Here is a 23,266-nt window from a genome sequence, read left to right on the forward strand (position 1 = left end):
TTATAATTAAATAAGGAAGTGGTAGACAAGTGGTTAGCATTACAATAGATGGGAAAAAACTTAAAGTTCACGAAGGTGTAAACGTTTTGGAAGCTGCTCTTCAGAATGGAATTTATATTCCACATTTATGTCATCATCCTGATTTGCCCGAACTTGGTTCATGTCGATTATGTATAGTCGAAGTGGAAGGAAAGGAAGGAGTTTTTACATCCTGCACACTTAAAGCAGAGGATGGCTTAAATATCTGTACAAAAAGTGAAAAAGTTAATCATTTAAGGAAGCTTGCAATGGAATTATTACTTGCAGCCCATCCAGAAGATTGTTCAACTTGCCCTAAATATGGAAGATGTGAATTTCAGACATTGATACAGTATATGGAAGTATCTGCAGCAAGAATGAGGACAAGAGTAAAAGGATTTAAAAGCAATGAAGAAAATCCTCTTTTAATTCACGATATGAATCGCTGCGTACTGTGTGGAAGATGTGTGCGTGCTTGTAATGATTTGAGAGGCGTAAAAGTTCTTAAGTACAATAAAAATGAAATGGAAACCTATGTAGGAACGCTACAGGATAAACTATTAAAAGATTCAGATTGCCGTTTTTGCGGAGCATGTGCAGAAGTTTGCCCAACAGGAACTATTCGTGACATGTTAAATTATTCTCCTACAGAGAAACATGATACTTTAATTCCATGTGAGGCTACTTGTCCTGTACATACCAATATACCTAGATATTTGCGTTTTGCAAAGGAAGGTAAATTTGCCGAAGCAACAGCAGTAATACACGAAAGACTTCCTTTTCCCGAATGCTTAGGACGTGTATGTGCCCATCCATGTGAAGGAAAATGCAGGCGTGGTGAGGTCAATGAGGCTGTATCCATTCGTGATATTAAAAGATACGCTGCAGAGCATGACAATAATAAGTTATGGAAGAAAAACAGTAAGAAGCTTCCACCAACAGGAAAAAAGGTTTGTGTAGTTGGAGGAGGTCCAGCTGGACTTACATCAGCATTTTATTTGGCTAAGCAGGGACATGAAGTTGTTTTAAAAGAAGCATACCCAAAGCTTGGTGGGCAAATGCAATATGGAATTCCAGCCTATCGTTTGCCTCGTGAAATTGTGGGTAAAGAAGCTGATTACGTTAAAGAAGTTGGAGTTAAGGTTGAAGTAAATACTAGAGTAGAGAAGCCTAAAGATTTGTTAAAGGAATTTGATGTAGTCCTTATGTCTATAGGAACTCACAATGGAGTACGTCTTCCTATGGAAGGAAATGCACTTGATGGAGTTATAGTTAATACAGAATTTTTGAGAAAGGCTTCAATGGGTGAAGATACTGGAATTGGGAAGCACGTTATTGTTCTTGGCGGTGGAAATGTTGCTTTTGATTGTGCAAGAACTGCTAAAAGGCTTGGAGCAGAGGAAGTTCATTTAGCATGTCTAGAAAAACGTGAAGTTATGCTGGCTGATGATGAAGAAATTAAAGAGGCTGGGGAAGAAGATATTTTTGTACATCCTGGACAAACTTTTGAGAGAATTGTTGGTGATGATAAAGTTACCGGTGTTGCTTTTTGTAATGTTAAGAACTTTTCCTTTGATGAAAATAGAAGAGCTATTATTGAAAAGGAACCAGATTCAGAGCACATTATTAATGCGGATACTGTTATATTTGCAGTTGGACAAAGAACTGCAATAAGTGAAGAAGCAGGTCTAAAGCTTGGTCGTGGAAATTCTATTGCAGTTGAAATTGGTAAAAGTGCTAAGACAAATGTAGAGGGGATTTTTGCCTGTGGAGATGCAGTGTATGGAACTAAAACTGTAGTTGGAGCAGTTGCAGCAGGAAGAGATGCTGCCAGTGAAATTGACCGTTATCTTGGTGGAGATGGGGACATTTCAGAGATATTAGCACCTGCACCTAAAAAGCCTTTAAACATTGGAAAAATAGAAGGCTTTGGATATTTAAAGCGTGCAAAAGAGGACATTGTACAGGCAGGCGAGAGAAAGGATAACTTTAATAATGTAAATAAAGGGCTTTGTAATGATGATATTTGCAGTGAGGCAGGAAGATGTTTGCAGTGCGACCTTAGATTCGATATTACAAAGCATCGAGTTTGGAGCGATTATTCTATAAGTAATGAAGTGGAGGCGAATAAAAATGCTGACTAATAATACTAAGGCACTTATATTGGCAGAAAAGATTGAAAAAGAAGCTGCACTATCATGCTTACAGGAAATGTATGATTATGGCACAAATCCTATGAAAGTTTTGGATATGATAAAAGAAAAACCTAATTGTAAAATTATAGTTGGGGCACTAAATAATTCTGATACAGATGGAATGCTTAGCATTTTGGCAAAAACAAATCCAGCTGGGCTTGTAGCAGGTCTTTCAGTATTAGTAAAGGCGGCGGGAGCAGAAGAAGCCCTATTAGTACTTCGTAATATAGAAAATGAAGCTGAGTTATTAGCAAGTGCAAAAACAGCAGGGGTAAAACTTAAAGTAGAAGCAAGTGAAATAGTTGATGTAAGGTCACATAAAGAGCATGCTATTTTTAATTTAGAAACTTTAGCAGGAGTTGCCGATAAAATTACAGGAATATCACCAGAAATTATCATATCAGTCAATGAAGATGTACCTAAGGAAGTTAAATTTGGTACAAAGCTTTCGGATTTGGTAGACACAGCTAAGGTTAAATCGATTATGATTGACCATCATTTTCATGGATTAGATGTATTAAATGATGATATTACAAAGGAGAACTCCTATGGAAGCGGTGTTATTCATATAATTTATGAAAATGACTGCATAGTAGAAAAAACAAAAAAAGAAATAGAAGATCTTAGAGAAAAGAGCTGTGGAAAATGTACATTTTGCCGTGAAGGATTATATCAGCTTGATGTTATATTTGATGATATGACAAAAGGTAGATCAAAGAAAGATGATCTTGCTATAGTAGAAGAGTTAACCAGTGCAATGAAATTTTCATGTAATTGCTCATTAGGAAAAAGTTCAGGAGAACCTGCAGCAAGTGCCATAACAGAATTTAAATCAGAAGTAGAGCAGCATACAAAGAAGAGAGGATGCCTTGCTGGTAAGTGTTTAGCTTTTACTAATATATACGTAGATCCCGCAAAATGTACAGGCTGCGGCAAATGCTTGGAGGTATGTCCAGAGAATTGTATTGAAGGAAAAAAGGGTTATATTTCAATAATTGATGAATTTGATTGTACTAAATGCGGTAAATGCATAGATGAATGTCCAAATAACGCAATTGTTAAAGTAAGTGGGAAAACTCCTAAACTCTCTACAAAATTAACAAGAGTAAAAGGAAGCAAAAATATAGAGGCGGAACATACTGAGGAAAAAAAGGAGAGCAATAAAAAAAGACATAGAACTAAGCTTGTTATGCCACTTATAAAAAATAGTGATGAAACATCTAAAGTAATATCAGAGGTTAGAAAGCCAAAGGAGGGAACTATTATGAAAAAGATGGAGACAGATGTCATAATTGTAGCAGGAGGTCCAGCAGGACTAGCAGCAGCTATTACAGCTGGGGAAAATAACTTAAAATCTATTCTTTTTGAAAAATCCAGTGCAACAGGTGGAGCAGCTAATATGGGTATGGGACCACTTGGAATAGATAGTAAAATCCAAAAGGATAATTTTAACAACATAACTGTGGAAGAAGCTCTTGATATGCATATGAAGTATACTCATTATCGTGTAGATGAAGATTTAGTTCAAACATACTTTAATAAGAGTGCAGAGACTATCGAATGGTTACAAGATATGGGGGTAGAATTTGCAGGAGCATTTCGTTATTTTAAAGAATCAGAGGCAACTTGGCACATAGTTAAACCTGAAAATGGAGTTATTGGGCCTCGTGCTGCTAGTGGAATGGTAAAAGTTATGACAGAACGGGCAAAAGAGCTTGGAACAGAAATTTTACTAGGAACGCCAGTAGTATCTTTAATAAAAGAAGACGGAAAAGTATGTGGTGTTACAGCAGAGGATAGCGAAGGAAATATTATTGAAGCTAGGGCAAAGGCTGTTATTGTGGCAACTGGCGGCTTTGGAAATAATAAAGACATGATAAAATCTGAATTTGGATTAACAATTGGAGAAGATTACTTTCCATTTATGATTCCTGGAATTACAGGTGATGGCTTAAAAATGATGTGGGATATGGGAGCTATGAAATATGGAGCGAATATTGAGGCAATTTATCAGCTTCCTGATAATTTAAGCTGGTTCTTATTAGATGCAGTGTTACGTCAGCCAAATCTTTTAATAAACCAGCTTGGCGACAGGTTTATGAACGAAGGTGACATGGGTAATACTACCTTTACAGGAAATGCACTTGCAATGCAGCCGGGAAATTATGCTTACTGTATTATGGATGAAGGTGTTTTAAAACATTATAAAAAGAATGGACCAGATATTTTTGATATTGTTCATCCAGCAGATGCATTCCTTGCATTTGATGAACAGGCTGCTAAGGCAGTAGAACAAGGTTATGAAGCATATTTTGAAGCAGAAACAGTAGAAGAGCTTGCTAAAAAACTTAATATTGATGCTGAAAAATTACAAGATACTATTGATGAATACAATGAAGCCTGCGAAACAGGAGTGGATACTAAATTTCATAAGAAACAAGCGTATCTTCATCCTATTACTGGAAAAGGGAAATATTTAGTTGGAAAATTCTATCTTGGAGCTTATGGAACAATAGGTGGTGTTCGCATAAATAAATACTGTGAAGTATTGGATGAAAGCTTTAATCCAATTGAAGGGCTTTATAGTGCTGGTACAGATGCTAATACTATTTATGGAGATAGCTATAACTTTACGCTTCCTGGCAACAGCATGGGATTTGCAATTAATTCTGGACGCATGGCTGGAGAAAGTGCCGCACAGTATGTTGAAGAGGTATAGAAGGGGGAAATATAAATGTCAAGTGTAATTACAGAGGAAGAGAAAAAATTATCTTATGCAAAATATTATTATATGCCACTTGCTGAGATTCCACAGGAGAAATTAGATATATGGAATAGACCAGCAGCGGATAATAAAGGAGCTTTAGCTATAGAAAATCGTAACTTGTTCTTAGAAGAAGAAGTCCCTGGCTTTCAGTTTGGATATTGTGTAGCATCAAATGGTACAGGGTATGTAGCTAATTCAACTTATATGAAAGACGTTACGCCAGAAATGATTGCTTGGTGGTTTGGTTGGCATTCAATAGGAAGTGATTTGCGTTATAAAATTTGGGACAAAGATGATCATTATTATGCTAGAGCAGATAAACCTGAATATGTAAAAGATCCTAAAGTACCTTGTAGTGAGAAAACTTGGGGAGTAAATCATAGCATTTTAGAGGACATAGGTATGGGACCAGACCCGCTTACACTTTGCTTTAAAAAACCTAGCGATTTAGGCTATAATATGGATAAAATTGGCACAAAAGGTTGTGCTGCTATGGTTTGCGCAGTAGGAGAGGGAAAGGCTCCAGCTTTAATGACGCATAAATGCAGAGAAGTAGACGGTGGTATTATGTTTGAATCAAGATTTTGGATGGGTTATGGACTTGTGGAAGGTAAGGTTGTAAAGCTAATTCCTGATGGAGTAGCAATACCTGATATAATGCCTAAGATGCTATTTGGACATAACATTAAAGAATTTGCCAATCTTGCAGCAATTCTTCCAAAGTTATATGCAGAAGAAAAGGACAACTGGTAGAATATGAAAAAAATAAAACAAGAGGTGTTTATATTAGCTTTTTGTATTGCTTTATTTCCACCAATTTGGGCAGTGCTTGCGTCACATGTAGGTGTTACAACTGGTGCAGTTGCACTCATTTGTGCCGGCCTATATGTGACAAATGGAAATAAAGTTTCAGATGGTGTTAAAATTTCCTTGGGATTTTTAATGGGAGATTTTTGGGCAGTATTTGCACTGTTTATTATGCACTATTTGTCTTTCAATAAAGACATAAATTTATTTATAACACTTTTTGTTTTAGGTGGTCTTGGAGTAATTATATCGTCGTTATTATCGAAGTGGGTCTTTTGTCCATCACTGCTTTGTGGATGGGCAATTGGTCTTACAATACTTGCACCAGTAGGATATGGAAAGCTAGGAACATTGCCAGTTCAGATAGGTGCAGCTATGCTTGTTGGAGTGTGGTATGTTGGCGTTGGAGTTAATAAAATTCAAGTTGCAATAGAAAAGTGTTTTGGAGGGAAAAATAAAAATGAGTAAAAAAATATTAGGTATTACAGCAGGGCGTAAAAATAGCAACAGTGAAATCTTATTAAAGGAAGCATTATTAAGCTGTCAAAATCAAGGTGCAGATATAACTATGATAAATCTTAAAGATTATAATATTATGGATTGTACAGGCTGTACATCATGTACTAAGGCTATGTCCGAAGGTAAATACATTGGTTGTATTTTGGATAAAAAAGATGATAAGAAAAAGATTAACGAAGTAATGTTAGATGCGGATGCGGTTATATTTGCTTCTCCAACTTATGATCTTATAACATGTTCTGCTTATTTAAGATTTATGATGAGAAACTTAAGCTATGAAACATCATTTTTGGAGACAATTGGAGCGATTGAACATAAAGCTAGAGTTAGTGCGTTAATTGCAGTTGGAGGTTCTACACGCTCATGGCAATCTATGGCACTTGAAAGCATGCAAGCAACTATGTTTACCTGTGATTTCAAAGTTGTTGATATGCTTCTTGCAACGAGGGTTCCAGCACCTGCACAATGTCTGCTTGATGATAAACTTATTGCACGTGCAGCTAAAATTGGAGATAATATTATGAAAGCCGTAAATACGCCAGAAGAAGAAAGAAGCTGGCTTGGTGATGAGGATATGGGATGGTGTCCAAATTGCCATTCAAATGCCCTAGTTCTTGGAGAAAAGCAGTGGGACGGAACCTATTATCCAGTTGAATGTCAGGTGTGCGGTGCTGGTGGAAATTTAGAAAAGACAGAAGACGGAAAATGGAAATTTGTAATTCAAAAGGATGGGTTACTAAAGGATAGGACAACTGTAGCTGGTAGAGCGAAACATTTGGAAGAGATCATGGAAACACAAGGTGGATTTTTTAAAGATCCAGAAAAGAGAGCAGTTGTAAATGAAAAAATAGAAAAATATAAAAAAATACAGTTTAAATCAATTTAATATGTAAGAAGTGGCTGTCGCATTAAAAGGTGAGACAGCCACTTGTTTAAAAATTCTCAAATAATTGTTTTAGATGAGGCAGCATAAATATCCATGTGTTTGTCATGATAATATCATAGGTCATTATTGCATTAGGAGTAAAAATAAGTATAATAAATAGTATACTATGCTTTTGGTAAACGATTTCAAAAAAATGTATTGGAGGAATAAAAAATGGCGTTAATTCAAGTTAATTTTATATCTAAAACTTTAATGAGGACTGTTCCTATAAATGTAATATTACCAGTAGATAAATTGACGTTTCCAGGTATGCCCGTAAGAGAGGACAAGCCATACAAGACATTATATTTGTTGCATGGTGTGTTTGGTAATTATACAGATTGGGTATCTGGTACAAATATTCAAAGGTGGGCAGAGGAAAATGATCTTGCAGTTGTAATGCCTTCTGGGGACAACATGTTTTATGTAGACAATCCCAAAACTGGTAATTGCTATGGCGAATTTATAGGAAAAGAACTAGTTGAAATGACAAGGAAAATGTTTCCATTATCAAATAAAAGAGAAGATACTTATATAGCGGGGCTTTCAATGGGTGGATATGGGGCAATCAGAAATGGTTTAAAATATCATGATACTTTTGGCTGTATTGCAGGCTTATCCTCAGCATTAATTATTGACGATATTGAAAACAGAACAAATGATGCTCCATTTCTTTTAGAAAGTCGTTCTTATGCAGAAGGCTGTTTTGGTGATCTTACAAAGGTTAAAGAAAGCGATATGAATCCAAAATGGTTAGCAAAGAAGCTAGTAGGGGAAAAAGTAGATATTCCTAAAATTTATATGGCATGCGGAGAAAGTGATTTTTTAATTAAAGAAAATGAGGATTTTAAGAATTATTTAGAGCAACTTGGCATTGAAGTTACCTTTGAAGTAGGACCTGGAGCCCATGAATGGGATTTTTGGAATAGGTATATTAATAGGGTGATAAATTGGCTGCCCTTAGAGAAGAACGGTGCTGGCATTAATAGTGGTAATGTAGGAGTTTAATTAATAGAATATTCCCCTTTAAAATAGTATAATTATGCTTATACGGAAGGGGAAATTCAATTGGATATATTAAAAGTTAAAGGAAATACTTATTGCATTGATACTGGAATGACCTACATTCCTTTTTATAAAATTAATCAAGAAGAAATTGTTATGTTGGATACAGGCTTGAAAAAAGGTGAGCGTGATGGTATCGAGAGGGTTTTGGAAGATAATAATTTTAGAGTTAGAGGTATTTTAAATAGTCATGCTCATATAGACCATATTGGAAATAATGCATATTTAAAAAATAAATATAAATCAATAATTGCAATGTCTGACTGTGAAGCTATTATTTGCAGTTCTGAAATTAAGCTTAAGCTTTATTATGAAAGTCAAACCTTAAGGAGTTTAAAGGAAAATTGCAGTCATATGATTTGTAAAACAGATATCAGTATAGCTGAAAATCAACATGAGGTATCATTATGTGGTGTTAATTTTAGAATTCTTCATACACCAGGTCACAGTCCAGATCATATATGCAGCATTACGCCTGATGATGTTGCATACTTAGGGGATACACTTATAAGTTATGAAGTAATGAGAGGATCTAAAATGCCTTATGCATACATACTAAGTGAAGATATGAAAAGTAAGGCTAAGCTTTATGATTTGAAATGCAGTAAGTATGTGGTAGCACATAAAGGAATGTATAATGATATTACAAAGTTAATAGATGATAATATGGATTTTTATGAAAGTAAAGCAATGAGGATATATGAGCTAATAGATGAACCAATGACAATGGAAGATATTATGAAGGCGGTTATTAAAAGTTTTGCAATTAAGGTAAAGGATATGCATAAGTATTATGTTATTGAAAGAATGTTAAAGTCTTATGTAGAATATTTATATGATATAGAGAAGCTTAAGCTGATTATGGAAAATGGATTTCTTAAGTATACTAAATAAAACATAGCCTAAAAAATTAATAGTTACGGCTAAAGATACGTATTTTGTTTTTCAATATTTAAGAATCAAGGACTGCCGAACTAACAGTATTTAATATGTAATTATTGTGAACCTTTATTCAGAGTACAGAGTACAGATGACAGAGTACAGTTAAGGATGATTTACCTTTCCTTACGTCAGATAAATCTTAAACTTATATGCTGTTCAGCTCTGCTGAACAACATTAATTCCACGATTGCGTAAGCAATCAAAAACTAAGTTTTAAGATTTTCTGTAGCAAAGAGGAAGAAAAGCATCCTTCACTGTACTCTGTACTCTGTCAACTGTACTCTGAATAATGGTTCGCAATATTTAAGATTTGTATATTAAATTTTTGTGCGACAGCTCCTTTTTTATCTATATACAAAAAAATTACATTTTAAGATAAAAAGTGTAACCAATTTGTAATTAAAAGGACGAAAATTCGTAACCTATATTGTCGTTATTAGTGATAGATTATAAGTGGTTGTAAAATTGCTTAAGAGGTGATATTAATAATGACAAGTGTTGAGGTAAAAAGGAATAAAAATAAAACGAAAAGAACTATAATCCGTGTAAGTATTAGGATATTATTGGTTTTATTGCTGATAAGTGCATTAATATCAATTAAAGATACATATTTTAGTAAAAAACTTAACAGACCTGTAAGTGCAGCAAATAGTATAAAAAAGCATACACCTAAACCAAAGAAAAATAATCCAATAGTAAAGAATGCTGTTGTAATGCGAAATCAAAAAACAGATGATGGCGTAAAAGTAGAGGATGCCTTCGTTAAAGATGGTAAGAAAACTGCATATTTAACTTTTGATGATGGGCCATCAACTACTGTAACCCCTAAAATACTAGATACATTAAAGCAATATAATGTACATGCTACATTTTTTTTGATTGGAAAATGCATAGAGGAGAATAATCAAAGTATAAACGTAGTTCGTAGAATTTATGATGAAGGAAATGCTATTGGAAATCATTCCTACAGTCATGATATGAGAATATTATTCCCTAACAATGCAATTAACGTACAGACTTTTATGGGTGAAGTGGACAAGACTGAGAGCATTTTAAAAGGCATTTTTGGACAAGATTTTTTTGCTAGACCTTTAAGAGTTCCTGGTGGATATATGTCTAGACAACATTATAATGATCCAAATTTAGGTAAATTTGACAAAGCTATTAAAGATGATAATTTTGCAAGCATAGATTGGACAGCTTATGGCTTTGACGCTGAGGGTAGACCTAAAAATTATCTTGAAATATTCAATAATATAAAGAGAACTGTAGGCAACCAACAAAAGGTAGTTATTTTAATGCATGATACTTATGGAAAAGAACAAACAGCAAAAGCATTACCTTTAGTAATACAATACTTAAAAGCTCAGGGATATGAATTTAAAACACTAAAATAAGATATATTTTATTGGCTATGTTTTAAATAAGTGTTGATTTTGACACTTGTTTAAAACATAGTCATTTTATAGATATACCAGCTCAACTATTAAAATTCATGTGAACCATAATGCCTAGAAGACGGCATTTTGGTACAAATGAATTTTAAGTTTCGAGATGGTATATCTTTATTAAATAAAAATTTAATAGTTTTTAATTACACAAGCATATATTATATAATAGCGGAAATAAAGATAAACTGCTTAAATTTCATTTATAATCCGGGGGTGTAAAAGATGGACAAGAAAGTATATTTATCTAACGAAGATAAAAAGATTTGCGGTGTATGTGGAGGAATTGCGGAATATTTTCAAATAGATTCTACACTAGTTAGATTAGCATGGGTACTTTTTATTTTGGCAGGTGGTTCAGGAATTATTGGTTATATAATATGTGCGTTAGTAATACCGAAAAATCCAAATCTTTAATTAATAAAGAGGAATATGTTTATTTAGAGTAGAGAGTAGAGTGAAGGATGATTTTCTTCCGCTTTGATACAGAAAATCTTAAACTTAACTGTTGTCAGCTTCGCCGACAACAGCAATGCCGAGATTGCGTAAGCAATCAAAAATAAGTTTTAAGATTTTTCAAAGCGTAGCGGAGAAAAATCATCCTTCACTCTACTCTTTAATCTCTACTCTCTACTCTGATTAAGTGCAGGAATAAGAGCATCTATACAGTCCTCAATGTTTTTATTAGTTGAATGATCGGTTCCAATTTCAATAAGTACTGATTTATTTGATAGGTCTTGGTTATAATACCCTATTCCATAATCATAATAGAATATACGTGTTTTAACTTGGCTTGAATGTTTAATAGAGGCTATTATTTTGTTAACAAACTTTAAATTCTCTTTATAGTATGGACATTTTCTTGTAAGTATAAAGGTAATGGTATTTGAGTTAGCATTAGTTATGTCTGTATCTCGATGAATATCTAAAAGAATTGTTTTGTTGTAATTCTTAACATTTTTCGTTATTATGTCACGTGAGTTTTTAAATGAAGCTGAATATTCTTTAGGCGCTGTGCATTTTATGAAGTTGCTGTTTAAACCTTCTTTAACAAGCTTATTGTTTATTAAAGCACCTATTTGACATACATTTATGCCAGATGCTGCTGGATAGTTTTCATCAGGATGACTATCATAAATTACTATATCAGATGAAAATGGTGTAATAGAGCTTGTATCATTAGTTTTTAATGCATTTATATCAGCAAGCAAATTCACGTGTGATGGGCTGCTAATATAAGGTTTTTTAACATTTGTTTGCGCTTTTGCCACATTAATTATATTTTGATGAAGACTGGTACTTGGAATATTTACCAAAGAACTTACTCCTGCGATAATAGTGATAATTATACCACCTAACAATATGCTCTTAGAACTTATTTTTTTATATTTTGAAATCATAATAATCCTCCTTTTGATTTCAGAATTATTTGTAAGCATAGGAGTGGTTCCCGTAAGTCTTCGGCTGCCCCCACCTAATTCTAGTATTTTTAATATTGTATTTCCATATTGTACATTTTCATCTTTAGCTAGATGACTAATTACTTGATAATCACATGAAATCTCGCAATCCTGCCTCATTTTATTAAGACCATATAACAAGATAGGGTTGAACCAGTATACAATGAACAATATTGTTATAATCCAGTTTATAAATATATCTTTGCTTTTTAAATGAGATAATTCATGCAGTATAATATATTTAAATTCTTTATCAGAAATATTGCCTACTGCTTTTATTGGAATTAATATCTTTGGTTTAAGGATGCCACATAGGGAAGGGGTGCTTATTTCAGAGGAATACAGTAGCTGCAATTTAGTTTTTATATTCATATCATTTGTGCACTTGCTTAGGATTTTATTATGAGAAAAATTTATATTTTTATCAGAAAACCTAATAATTTTTTGAAGTTTTTTATAGCCTAAGGCTAATATTCCTATAAATAGTAGCATTCCAAATATCCATACAAGATATAGGTTTTTTCTGATATTGATTTGTTTTTTTAATGGTATGCTTGCATTAGTATTAACTAAAATTTTATTTTGGGAATGAATGTTATTTATTGTGCTTGAGTAGTTCATTGGTGCATTTTTAGGTTGTGATGAAGATTTAATTGGTATCTTTTTTGTATTTTCAGTTGAAGTATTTTGTACATTAAATTTTGTAAGGGCATTAAAGATATTGAAAGAATAGTGAGGTCCAAGTGGTAACAGTAATTTTATTATCAATATGAGCCATATATAATAATGAAAAGTAGAATTTAGTTTATTTTTAAATAGTATTTTATTAGCTAATATCAATAATACAATGCAACTTCCAATTACAGATGAAAGGAAGACTGTCTCAAAAATATCTTCACAACTTATACATATCAAATTTATCAATTCACCACCTTGATTACAAATGTAATTCATGTTTTAAGTTTACAACTGTAATCTTAAATAGTCAATACATATTTGTAAAAATATTCAAGTGTAATATTGTAAGAGATGTAATAGTATAATTTTAATGAAATATATTATTGGGAATGATTATAGTGGAATCAAACATAATACTAGTCATAATACTTGCAATATCTATACTTGGTAAGGCTAACTCTGTTTCAATTGCTGTGGCAGCACTATTGATTTTAAAACTCCTTAATGTTGATAAATATGTTTTCCCTATTTTGAATGATAAGGGAATGTTTTGGGGACTTGTACTTTTAATAGCTGCTATATTAATACCTATAGCAAAAGGCGATATAACAGCTATTAGTATTAAAGGCAACTTAATGTCTTGGATTGGTATAACTGCTTTTGTACTTTCATTTTTAACTACGTATTTAAGTGGACTTGGACTTAAGTATTTAACAGTTCAAGGCAATGGCAATATAATGCCAGCACTTATAATTGGTTCTGTTGCAGCAGCGGCGTTTTTAAAAGGAGTACCGGTAGGACCGTTAATTACATCTGGAATGCTTGCGGTCATTGTGAAAGTGTTTCATAAAGGTTAAAGATTGTGAACCTTTTTTCAGAGTACAGATGACAGAGTACAGAGTACAGTTAAGGATGATTTTCTTCCGCGTTGCTGCAGAAAATCTTATAACTTATTTTTGATTGCTTACGCAATTGATGCATTAATGTTGTTCAGCGAAGATGACAATATATAAGTTTAAGATTTACCTAACGTAAGGAAAGGTAAATCATCATTAACTGTACTCTGTCATCTGTACTCTGTACTCTGATTTTTAGTTCGCAATAATTTTAGATTAAGATTAAATTAATTTTTAGCATTTTCCTAATTAAAAAGTAATAATTTCCATAAGTTATTATCTAAAAATTGGTTGTTTTGATAGAAGTTTATTTAGGTTAAGTTTTATATATGGCATATTGTTTTGTTCAATCTTAAGATGGGAAATTAAGTCATCAAACTTTAATGAAGTAATTTCATTTGCATCTCTAGATCTTAAATTATAAATTTTATTGCTACTTTCATTTTCACCTATTACAAGTATATGAGGAATCCAAGCTTGCTCACTTATTCTTATTTTCCTTCCAACTCGTTCATCTCTATCATCTATATCAACTCGAATGTTATTCTTAGATAGGTTTTCTGCTAATTTTAAGCTTTCATCTAAATATAGATCACTTACTGGAATTATTCTAAGCTGAATAGGGCTGAGCCAGTAAGGAAGCATTGGCTTTTCTTTCATTAGGCTATTTTCAAGTACTGCGTACATCCATCTTTCAATAGAGCCTATGGATGAGTGACAGATTGTGCAGCCTTTTTCTATGCCAGCTTTATCAAGATAATTTATTCCATATATTTTGGCATCTTTAATGTCCAATTGCACAGTAGATAATTGCATAAAGCTATTATTAAAATCAATTACTTGAAATTCGCTTTTTATTGCCCAGTAATGTTTCATCTCTGATAATAATTCAATGTAAACAGGACTATCACCATAATTAATAAGTTCAAGTATTTCAGCTTTATTTTCATAATAGAAACTCTCTACTGCTCTAAATACAGGTACAAATTTAACATCCATAGATTTTGCAAGGTCGTAAAAATTTCTGTATAGTTCTTTATATTCACTAAAGCCTTGAGAGATATCTTCTGTAAAACTGTGAATGTCTGGCATTGAAAATCCACGCAGTCTTTTTAAACCAACAAGAGAACCACTTTTTTCATATCTAAAGCTTTTTGAAAATTCATATACCCTAAGCGGTAAGGCTTTGTAGCTTAAGCTCGCTTCTTTGAGCATCCTGAAAAGACCAAAATCACCTGCGAACCTAAGAATGAATTCCTTATCTTTTCCTGGTGCGTTTACGATGTAGTGATTTTCATGGAAAGATTGAACTTGTTCCTTTATATCGGGCTCATTGTAGTCATAAATTAAGGGTGTTTCAATTTTTAAGGCATTTAATTTATTTTGAGCAATTTCTTCTGCCCAACTTTTAATCAAATCAAAAATTAAATTTCCTTTTGGATAAAATCTAAAATGCCCAGAGTCACTTGCTGATTCATAATCAACTAGTTCTAATTTTTGCATGGCTTGTATGGATTTTGGACTAGAGTTATTTGGATTCAAGCCGTGCTCATCTAATATAAATTTGTTTAGCAAAGGGTAATTTTTAGCTACAAGTTTAATTTGATTAGGATTATCTACAGGATATTCGTCACCATTTTTATTTACAATAATGCATCTCTTTGAAATTTTAGAATTTATTTGTTCTCTATTTAACATTGTTAATTCCTCCCAATAAAAAAAGCACTAGAGATTTCTCTAATGCTTTAAAATATAAATATACCAGTTCGAGTTTTACAGTGGTATATCTTTAATCGTATTTAAACCATGAGCAACCTATATATTGATTGTTCAAGGTTATTTATCATCTATTTATTGGTAGGTGACGAAGCCTGAACAATCAAAGAAACATATTATATTTTTCTTATATGAGGTTTTCATGGTGGTTATAAATAATATCTTTCTCATTGTAAGAGCTCCTTTCATAAAACTAAATTTTTATTCATTATATTCCTAGTTTGTTTAATTTGTCAACTAGTATTTATTCTTGACAATAAATAATAAATACTATATTTTATACTTAAACTTAGTTAAAATGGATATGTAGAATTTAAAATCAAAATTTGTATCGGAGGAATTTTTAAATGAAAAATATTATAAAAACAGATTCAGCACCAGCAGCAATAGGACCATATTCTCAAGCAGTATCAGTTGGAAATTTAGTTTTTGTATCTGGACAAATTCCAGTGAACCCTGAAACAGGGGAAGTTGTAACAGGAGAAGATCCTATAGTAGCACAAGCACATAGATCTTTTCAAAACGTAAAAAACATACTTGAATCTCAAAATCTTACTTTGGAAGATGTAGTTAAAACTACTATATTCATAAGTGATATGAATAATTTCCAAAAAGTAAATGAAGTTTATGCTCAATATTTTAAGAGCAACTTTCCAGCACGTTCATGTGTAGAAGTTTCAAGACTTCCAAAAGATGTTTTAATTGAAACTGAGGCAATTGCAACAAAGTAGTAAGCTTTAAAATAGGAATTAAATCAATTCACAATTCACGATGCACAATGAAGGATGATTTTCTGTAGCAAAGCTACAGAGAATCTTAAATTTAATTTTTTTATTGTTTTCGCAATAGCACCATTTATGGTGCTAAGCGAAGCTTATAACATTTAAATTTAAGATTTGCCTGACGTAAGGAAGGCAAATCCTCCTTCATTGTGCATTGTGAACTGTGAATTGTGAATTGATTAAGTTGCGTATTAAGTAATCTTAGTGCGACAGCTTATTTTTTATGTACCTGTCCCATGTTATATCTTTGTTTCCTAATGTTTAAATAAGTTTGGTAAGTAATATACTAGTTAGGATAATTTAAATATTTATGTTATAATTAATTGTAAATAAGTATGTTTGGTAGGATTAAGCAAAAGTGCATATTAAGTTTTTGCAAAATTCTGATGATTTAAGCGTGATGAAGGGAGTGATGAATTTTGTCAAATAAACGTACGGATATTTATAATTATATTGGGAGACTTTTTTTTATAATATTAGGAGTAGTGTTAGCATCTATTGGATTGGAAATATTTTTAATACCTAATAATATAATTGATGGTGGAGTTGTTGGTATATCAATTATGACAAGCTATTTAACAGGGGTTCCACTTGGAATATTTACTTTTGTGTTTAACTTACCATTTTTTGTATTAGGATATAAGCAAATAGGAAAAACTTTCACATTGCTTTCACTTCTGTCTGTTGCAGCTTTATCGGTAGGAGTATCTATATTAAAGCCAGTGGAGAGCTTAACTCACGATATATTACTTGCATCTGTTTTTGGAGCAGTTATATTGGGTATTGGTGTAGGGCTTATAATAAGAAACGGTGGTTCTCTTGATGGTACAGAAATGGTGGCTATAATCCTTGATAAAAGAATAAGTTTCTCTATTGGAGAAATTGTTATGTTTTTCAATGTATTTATATTGGGTAGTGCTGGCTTTGTATATGGATGGGATAGGGCGATGTATTCGCTTATTACATATTTCATTGAATTTAAAGTAATTGATATTATAGTTGAAGGTGTAGACGAATCAAAGTCGGTTATGATAATATCTGATAAACATAAGGATATATTAGATGCTATTCATGATAGGCTTGGTAGAGGGGTAACTATTCTTGATGGTAGAGGTGGCTACAAGGGTATAGAGACTAATGTTTTATACACTGTTGTGTCTAGGCTTGAGGTTTCTAAGGTAAAGAGAATTGTACACGATTTTGATGAAAATGCACTTGTGACAATAGGTAGTGTTGAGGTATCGGGAAAGAAGTATAAGAAGAAAGCTATACATTAAGGGTCTATTATTCAGAGTACAAAGTACAGTGAAGGATACACTTGCTAGGGGTTTGGGCGTAAGCCCATGTAGGTTCTTTAACTTAGTAGATGCACTGTCAATAGTAGTACAATAAAACTTTGTATATTAATAATCTTTGCTATGGAAAATCTTAAAACTTATTTTTGATTGCTTACGCAATCGCAGTATTAATGTTGTTAAAGGTATGCTATTACGAAACTTAAAATTTATTTGTACTAAAATGCCGTTTTCTTTTAGGCATTATGTGTACATGAATTTTAATAGTTGAGCTGGTATATCTTTAAGCGAAGATAACAACATTTAAGTTTAAGGTTTACTTGATGCAAGGAAGGAGAAATCATCCTTCTTTTTATTGCATATTTTGTACTCTGATTTATTGGTTATAGATAATTGTAAAATCATAAAATTATATTAAGTATTTAATTTACAAGCTAACAAAAATATAATGATTATGAAAAAAAGAGAGTAAATCCAAAATAATTAAAAATATAAATATTGCATAAAAATTCATAAAATAATATCAAAATATAATTAGTAAAGCTTTTAAATTTCACTTATAATCTTAAAAACGTTATCAAATTGATGAATTATTAAACAAAAAAATGAATAATATTGACAAATAATAAATTTGTTAATATAATTTATTACAATTAACAATAGTTAAAAATATATAGCATGAAGTTAATTTATTGATAAATGAAAGCATTAAAAAATAACAAATTAATATTTGTAAAACAGGAGGATTACTTATGAAAAAGAAATCATTAGCAGCATTGGTTATATCATCAATGGTTTTAATTAGTACACTAGTAGGATGTGGTAGCAGCAGTGACTCTACAAAAACAGCCAGCAAAAAATATATAATTGCAACAGATGCAACATATGCACCATTTGAATTTAAATCTGGAAGCAATTACACAGGTATAGATATAGACATATTAAATGCTATATCTAAAAAGGAAAATTTTAAATACGAGTTAAAGCCTATGAATTTTGAAGGAATAATACCAGCACTTCAAGCAAACCAAATAGATGGATCAATTTCGGGCATGAGCATAACAGATGAAAGGAAGAAATCATTGGATTTTTCAGATCCATATTATGATTCGGGTCTTGCTATAGTAGTAAAATCAAATAGTACGATTAAGGGTCTTGCAGATATTAAGGGAAAAACTGCATCATTAAAAAAGGGAACAGCAGGAGCAACATTTGCAGAGGGTAATAAGGATAAATACAATCTAAATTTAAAATATTTTGACGATACTCCAACGATGTTTCAAGCTGTTTTAAATGGTAATGCTGATATAGCTTTTGAAGATTATCCAGTAATATCTTACGAAATAGCAGTAAATCCAAATTCAGGATTAAAGATAGCTGGTAAAAAGGTTACGACTTCTCCGTATGGATTTGCAGTTAACAAGGGAAAAAATGCAGAACTTTTAAAGATGTTTAATGACGGACTTAAAAAGATAAAAGCTGATGGCGAATACGATAAAATCATAAATAAATACATAAAATCTAAGTAGGTGAATGTATAAGTGGATATGATAAGTTTATTTCAAAAAAGTTTCCCAGAGTTATTGAAAGGTTTAGAGATGACCATTTTTATAACGGTTATCTCTATGATTATAGCTTTTTTCATAGGAGCTATATTTGGGTTTTTTAGTATAAGTAACAATAGAGTATTAAAGATTATAGCAAGATGGTTTGTTGATATAATAAGAGGAACGCCACTTATTGTACAAGCATTCTTTATATTCTTTGGATTGCCAGCGGTACTTAATTTTAGAATGAATGCAGTTGTTGCAGGTATAATAGCTATAAGTTTAAATGCTGGGGCATATATGTCTGAAATATTTAGAGGCGGAATAATGTCAATAGACAAGGGTCAAATGGAAGCAGCTAGAAGTTTAGGTGTTCCATATAGAACTTCCATGGTTAAAATTATATTTCCTCAGGCAATTAAAGTTATGATTCCTTCTATAGTAAATCAATTTATAATTTCACTTAAAGATACATCAATACTATCTGTTATTGGAATACAGGAACTTACACAAAGTGGAGAAATGATAATAGCATCTACATTTAAATCTTTTCAAATATGGCTAATGGTTGGGATTATGTATTTTATAATAATAAAGATTCTATCCATAGCATCAAGAAAAATTGAGAGGTGTTTAAAAGTATGAGTGAAATAGCAATTGAAGTTAAAACATTAAAAAAGAAATACGGATTAAATGAAGTTTTAAAAGATATAAATATTAATGTTGCTAGAAATGAGGTTTTATGTGTAATAGGACCTTCAGGTTCTGGTAAAAGTACTTTACTTAGATGTATGAATGGACTTGAGGAAATTACATCAGGAAAAATAATTGTTGATGGAAAAGATATAACTGATAAGGGCACTAATATAGACAAGTTGAGGGAGAATATAGGAATGGTTTTTCAAAATTTTAATTTGTTCCCTCATTTAACAGTTTTAAAGAATATTACATTTGCGCCTGTTCAGTTAAAAAAAATGGATAAGGATGAAGCTGAACAAAAAGCGTTAAGGCTGCTTGAAAAGGTGGGCCTTAAGGATAAGGCTAATGCTTACCCTGATAAACTTTCTGGTGGTCAAAAGCAAAGAGTTGCTATAGCAAGGGCACTTGCAATGAATCCCGATATTATGTTATTTGATGAACCAACATCAGCACTCGACCCTGAAATGGTGGGGGAAGTTTTAAATGTTATGAAAGACCTTGCAAAAGAAGGAATGACTATGGTTGTTGTTACACATGAAATGGGTTTTGCAAGAGAAGTGTCTGATAGGGTAATTTTTATGGCGGATGGATATATAGTGGAAGATGATACTCCAGAAAATATATTTAAAAATCCAAATCATGATAGAACAAAAGAATTTTTAAATAAGGTATTATAAAAGATAAGCTCCAGTACTTATATAAAGTATTGGGGCTTTTTATAATTAGGCTATATTTTAAATAAGTGTGAAAATCAACACTTATTTAAAATATAGCCTATAATTAAAAAATATTTTAATATACCTAGTTCTAAGTAAACGCTTACTTTACATATAGATTATATTAAGTAACGGAATAATTTTCGTAAATCTTTACAAATATTATTTCATAAGTGCATAAAAATAAATCTTCAGACTATAGATAAACCAGTTTTAAGTGATGAGAGGTAATGGGGGGAATTTTATGCTTATAAAAAAATTAAATGATAATTGGAAAATGAGGAGCATGAGTAGTAAAGAATACATAAATGCTTATGTACCCGGCTCGGTTTATAGTGATCTTTTAAAAAATCATAAGATGGAAGATCCATATTATCGTGACAATGAATTGAAAGCATTAAAATTAATGGATGAAGATTATGAGTATATAAAAAATTTTGATGTGTCAAAAGATATGTTAGCTTGTGAAGAAATTATGCTTCATTTTGATGGATTAGATACACTTGCGGATATTTATTTGAATAGTTATCATATTGCATTTGTTAATAATATGCATAGAACGTTTGAATTTGAAGTTAAAAAATATCTTAAGCAAAAAGCTAACGAGTTAAAAATAGAATTTCATTCTCCTACAAGGTTTATTAAAGAAGCTGATAAAAAAAAGCATATGGGTGGATCAGAAGAAGCCATGAGAGGTTTTCAGCAAATTAGAAAAGCACATTGTATGTTTGGATGGGATTGGGGACCAAGACTTCCCGATATGGGCATTTGGAGGGAGGTTTCACTTTTAGGAATAAACAAGGCAAGAATAAGCAGTTTGTATATAGTTCAGGAACATAAAACCGAAGAAGTAATCCTTAATTTTGAAGTATATATTAAAAGAACCTTTAGCAAACGAGATATAAAATTTAATGGTGAGGACAATGAAGCTGAAAGAAGTGGGTGTTCATATGAAGTTATTGTAACAGAGCCTAATGGACAAAAGAAAACTTATAAGGATTCTCCTGCAAGAATAACTATTAATAATCCCAAGCTTTGGTGGCCTAATGGGTATGGAGAACAGCCGTTGTATGGTATAAAAGTAGTGCTTAAGGAAGATTCACGGGAACTAGATGTCTTAGAAAAACGAATTGGACTTCGAACGATAAAGACAATCATTGAAAAGGATCAATATGGAGAAAGCTTTGTTCATGAAGTAAATAATGTAAGGATATTTGCTATGGGCGCTGATTACATACCAGAAGATAATATATTAAGCAGAGTAACACCGGAAAGAACTTATAATCTTTTGAAACAGTGCAAGGCAGCTAACTTTAATATGATACGTGTATGGGGTGGTGGCAATTATCCATATGATGCATTTTGGGATGCCTGTGATGAATTAGGGCTTATGGTATGGCAGGATTTTATGTTTGCTTGTACAAGTTACGATTTAACAGAGGAATTTGAAGAAAATATAAAAAAAGAATTTATAGATAATATTAGAAGAATAAGAAACCATCCTGCGCTTGCACTATGGTGTGGAAATAACGAAATAGAAATGTTTGCGGCATATGGAGGCTTTGAAATTACGCCAAAACTTAAGAGTGATTATATAAAAATATATGAATATATTATTCCTAAGTTAGTAAAAGAGAATGATCCAAATACATTTTATTGGCCTGCAAGTCCATCCTCAGGTGGAGGGTTTGATAACCCAAATGATGAAAATAGAGGCGATGTACATTATTGGGATGTATGGCATGGAAATAAGCCGTTTACTGAGTATAGAAAATTTTATTTTAGGTATGTTTCTGAATTTGGTTTTCAGTCTTTCCCTAGATTAAAGACTGTGGAAACTTTTACGGAGCCACAAGATAGAAATATATTTTCATATGTCATGGAAAAACACCAGAGAAACAAAGGCGCTAATAGTAAGATAATGTCTTACATGGGTGCTACGTATTTATATCCTAATGATTTTGATAAATTACTTTATGCTTCACAGTTGCTACAGGCAGAAGCTATAAGGTATGGGGTAGAACATTTTCGAAGAAATAGAGGACGTTGTATGGGGACTATTTATTGGCAGCTAAATGATTGCTGGCCAGTTGCATCTTGGTCATCCATAGATTACTGCCAAAGGTGGAAAGCCTTACACTATTATGCTAAGAGATTTTTTGCACCTCTCATGTTGTCATGTGAAGAAGAAGGTATGCTAACTCAAGATCCAAATGTAAATGCTGAACCTTATGAATTAGTAAAATCCATTAAGCTGTGTGTAGCAAATGAAACTTTAAATAATGAGAAGGTTATTGTAAGATGGGCACTTCGCAATAATAAATCAGAGATAAAAAAAGAAAGAGCTTATGAGGTTCTGGCACAGAAATTGTCAAGCAAATGGCTAGAAACTGTAACGATGCAGGAAGCAGCTCTTTATGAGGATTATGTAAGTTATGAGATGTTAAAGGATGGCAAAATAATATCATCTGGAACTGTTATATTTTGTGCACCTAAGCACTTTAAGTTCATTAATCCAAAATTAAATTATAAGATTATTAAAAATGAAATAGTAATTTCATCTGAAAACTATGCAAAAAGTGTAGAGATACTAAATGAAAATGATGATATGCTTCTTGAAGATAATTACTTTGATATGAATGCTCATGAAGAAAGAAGAATAAAGATATTAAGTGGAAAACCGGAAGGTATAAAGCTTAGAAGTGTCTATGATATAAGATAAGAAGGTGCA

The 23,266-nt window shown here is 32.1% G+C and carries 18 protein-coding genes; 16 read left to right on the top strand and 2 right to left on the bottom strand.

What is annotated here, in order from left to right; translation table 11 throughout:
- The first annotated feature begins 29 nt into the window (after positions 1 to 29).
- From CUEA01_RS24085 to CUEA01_RS24130, 9 genes are all read left to right on the top strand, one after another.
- Positions 30 to 2,162 (top strand): FAD-dependent oxidoreductase, encoded by a 2,133-nt coding sequence (locus tag CUEA01_RS24085; protein ID WP_234124957.1) that lies wholly within the window; start codon positions 30 to 32, stop codon positions 2,160 to 2,162.
- Positions 2,152 to 4,932, top strand: coding sequence for an FAD-binding protein (locus CUEA01_RS25255; RefSeq protein ID WP_329604042.1), 2,781 nt, complete (start codon positions 2,152 to 2,154; stop codon positions 4,930 to 4,932). The genes CUEA01_RS24085 and CUEA01_RS25255 overlap by 11 nt, the downstream gene beginning before the upstream one ends.
- 15 nt (positions 4,933 to 4,947) lie before the next feature.
- Positions 4,948 to 5,733, top strand: coding sequence for a DAPG hydrolase family protein (locus CUEA01_RS24100; protein ID WP_234124958.1), 786 nt, complete (start codon positions 4,948 to 4,950; stop codon positions 5,731 to 5,733).
- A 3-nt stretch (positions 5,734 to 5,736) separates the two neighbouring features.
- Positions 5,737 to 6,255, top strand: a complete 519-nt coding sequence (locus CUEA01_RS24105; RefSeq protein ID WP_234124959.1) for a DUF1097 domain-containing protein — start codon at positions 5,737 to 5,739, stop codon at positions 6,253 to 6,255.
- Positions 6,248 to 7,192: a flavodoxin family protein gene (locus tag CUEA01_RS24110; RefSeq protein ID WP_234124960.1), complete on the top strand. Its 945-nt coding sequence runs from the start codon at positions 6,248 to 6,250 to the stop codon at positions 7,190 to 7,192. The genes CUEA01_RS24105 and CUEA01_RS24110 overlap by 8 nt, the downstream gene beginning before the upstream one ends.
- A 213-nt stretch (positions 7,193 to 7,405) precedes the next feature.
- Positions 7,406 to 8,239 (top strand): alpha/beta hydrolase, encoded by an 834-nt coding sequence (locus tag CUEA01_RS24115; RefSeq protein ID WP_234124961.1) that lies wholly within the window; start codon positions 7,406 to 7,408, stop codon positions 8,237 to 8,239.
- A 60-nt stretch (positions 8,240 to 8,299) separates the two neighbouring features.
- Positions 8,300 to 9,190: an MBL fold metallo-hydrolase gene (locus tag CUEA01_RS24120; protein WP_234124963.1), complete on the top strand. Its 891-nt coding sequence runs from the start codon at positions 8,300 to 8,302 to the stop codon at positions 9,188 to 9,190.
- Between the two features lie 536 nt (positions 9,191 to 9,726).
- Positions 9,727 to 10,635, top strand: a complete 909-nt coding sequence (locus tag CUEA01_RS24125) for a polysaccharide deacetylase family protein (RefSeq protein ID WP_234124965.1) — start codon at positions 9,727 to 9,729, stop codon at positions 10,633 to 10,635.
- Positions 10,636 to 10,911: 276 nt separating this feature from the next.
- Complete coding sequence (locus CUEA01_RS24130; RefSeq protein WP_234124967.1) at positions 10,912 to 11,103, top strand: PspC domain-containing protein; 192 nt, start codon at positions 10,912 to 10,914, stop codon at positions 11,101 to 11,103.
- A 206-nt stretch (positions 11,104 to 11,309) separates the two neighbouring features.
- Here CUEA01_RS24130 and CUEA01_RS24135 read toward each other — a convergent pair whose 3' ends face one another.
- The gene (locus tag CUEA01_RS24135) at positions 11,310 to 13,100 is read right to left on the bottom strand and encodes a M56 family metallopeptidase (RefSeq protein WP_234124968.1); all 1,791 of its coding nucleotides are present in this window, start codon (positions 13,098 to 13,100) and stop codon (positions 11,310 to 11,312) included.
- Positions 13,101 to 13,222: 122 nt separating this feature from the next.
- Between CUEA01_RS24135 and CUEA01_RS24140 the strand changes: the two genes are divergently transcribed.
- Positions 13,223 to 13,681 carry a DUF441 domain-containing protein gene (locus tag CUEA01_RS24140; RefSeq protein ID WP_234124969.1) on the top strand — a complete coding sequence of 153 codons (459 nt, stop codon included), beginning with the start codon at positions 13,223 to 13,225 and terminating at the stop codon, positions 13,679 to 13,681.
- 315 nt (positions 13,682 to 13,996) lie between these two features.
- Here the strand turns inward: CUEA01_RS24140 and CUEA01_RS24145 are convergent, their stop codons facing one another.
- Positions 13,997 to 15,418: a His/Gly/Thr/Pro-type tRNA ligase C-terminal domain-containing protein gene (locus tag CUEA01_RS24145; RefSeq protein WP_234124970.1), complete on the bottom strand. Its 1,422-nt coding sequence runs from the start codon at positions 15,416 to 15,418 to the stop codon at positions 13,997 to 13,999.
- Positions 15,419 to 15,843: 425 nt separating this feature from the next.
- Between CUEA01_RS24145 and CUEA01_RS24150 the strand changes: the two genes are divergently transcribed.
- The 6 genes from CUEA01_RS24150 to CUEA01_RS24175 all read left to right on the top strand — a co-directional run bounded on the left by CUEA01_RS24150 (position 15,844) and on the right by CUEA01_RS24175 (position 23,257).
- Positions 15,844 to 16,227: a RidA family protein gene (locus tag CUEA01_RS24150; RefSeq protein ID WP_234124971.1), complete on the top strand. Its 384-nt coding sequence runs from the start codon at positions 15,844 to 15,846 to the stop codon at positions 16,225 to 16,227.
- A gap of 470 nt (positions 16,228 to 16,697) precedes the next feature.
- Positions 16,698 to 17,555 (top strand): YitT family protein, encoded by an 858-nt coding sequence (locus CUEA01_RS24155; RefSeq protein WP_234124972.1) that lies wholly within the window; start codon positions 16,698 to 16,700, stop codon positions 17,553 to 17,555.
- Positions 17,556 to 18,325: 770 nt separating this feature from the next.
- Positions 18,326 to 19,102 (top strand): transporter substrate-binding domain-containing protein, encoded by a 777-nt coding sequence (locus CUEA01_RS24160; RefSeq protein WP_234124973.1) that lies wholly within the window; start codon positions 18,326 to 18,328, stop codon positions 19,100 to 19,102.
- A gap of 12 nt (positions 19,103 to 19,114) precedes the next feature.
- On the top strand, positions 19,115 to 19,765 hold the full coding sequence (locus CUEA01_RS24165) for an amino acid ABC transporter permease (protein ID WP_407929283.1): 651 nt from the start codon (positions 19,115 to 19,117) through the stop codon (positions 19,763 to 19,765).
- Positions 19,762 to 20,496 (top strand): amino acid ABC transporter ATP-binding protein, encoded by a 735-nt coding sequence (locus tag CUEA01_RS24170; RefSeq protein ID WP_234124975.1) that lies wholly within the window; start codon positions 19,762 to 19,764, stop codon positions 20,494 to 20,496. The genes CUEA01_RS24165 and CUEA01_RS24170 overlap by 4 nt, the downstream gene beginning before the upstream one ends.
- Positions 20,497 to 20,779: 283 nt before the next feature.
- Positions 20,780 to 23,257, top strand: a complete 2,478-nt coding sequence (locus tag CUEA01_RS24175; RefSeq protein WP_234124977.1) for a beta-mannosidase — start codon at positions 20,780 to 20,782, stop codon at positions 23,255 to 23,257.
- The last annotated feature ends 9 nt before the right edge of the window (positions 23,258 to 23,266 follow it).

It is taken from the genome of Clostridium hydrogenum (assembly GCF_021432385.1).
Taxonomy (GTDB): Bacteria; Bacillota; Clostridia; order Clostridiales; family Clostridiaceae; genus Clostridium_S; species Clostridium_S hydrogenum.

What these genes read in the sequence shown, in the direction of transcription:
- CUEA01_RS25255 (WP_329604042.1), top strand. Translation starts at nt 2,152, where the DNA reads ATGCTGACTAATAATACTAAGGCACTTATATTGGCAGAAAAGATTGAA.
- CUEA01_RS24100 (WP_234124958.1), top strand. Translation starts at nt 4,948, where the DNA reads ATGTCAAGTGTAATTACAGAGGAAGAGAAAAAATTATCTTATGCAAAA.
- CUEA01_RS24105 (WP_234124959.1), top strand. Translation starts at nt 5,737, where the DNA reads ATGAAAAAAATAAAACAAGAGGTGTTTATATTAGCTTTTTGTATTGCT.
- CUEA01_RS24110 (WP_234124960.1), top strand. Translation starts at nt 6,248, where the DNA reads ATGAGTAAAAAAATATTAGGTATTACAGCAGGGCGTAAAAATAGCAAC.
- CUEA01_RS24115 (WP_234124961.1), top strand. Translation starts at nt 7,406, where the DNA reads ATGGCGTTAATTCAAGTTAATTTTATATCTAAAACTTTAATGAGGACT.
- CUEA01_RS24125 (WP_234124965.1), top strand. Translation starts at nt 9,727, where the DNA reads ATGACAAGTGTTGAGGTAAAAAGGAATAAAAATAAAACGAAAAGAACT.
- CUEA01_RS24130 (WP_234124967.1), top strand. Translation starts at nt 10,912, where the DNA reads ATGGACAAGAAAGTATATTTATCTAACGAAGATAAAAAGATTTGCGGT.
- CUEA01_RS24135 (WP_234124968.1), bottom strand. Translation starts at nt 13,100, where the DNA reads ATGAATTACATTTGTAATCAAGGTGGTGAATTGATAAATTTGATATGT.
- CUEA01_RS24145 (WP_234124970.1), bottom strand. Translation starts at nt 15,418, where the DNA reads ATGTTAAATAGAGAACAAATAAATTCTAAAATTTCAAAGAGATGCATT.
- CUEA01_RS24150 (WP_234124971.1), top strand. Translation starts at nt 15,844, where the DNA reads ATGAAAAATATTATAAAAACAGATTCAGCACCAGCAGCAATAGGACCA.
- CUEA01_RS24160 (WP_234124973.1), top strand. Translation starts at nt 18,326, where the DNA reads ATGAAAAAGAAATCATTAGCAGCATTGGTTATATCATCAATGGTTTTA.
- CUEA01_RS24170 (WP_234124975.1), top strand. Translation starts at nt 19,762, where the DNA reads ATGAGTGAAATAGCAATTGAAGTTAAAACATTAAAAAAGAAATACGGA.
- CUEA01_RS24175 (WP_234124977.1), top strand. Translation starts at nt 20,780, where the DNA reads ATGCTTATAAAAAAATTAAATGATAATTGGAAAATGAGGAGCATGAGT.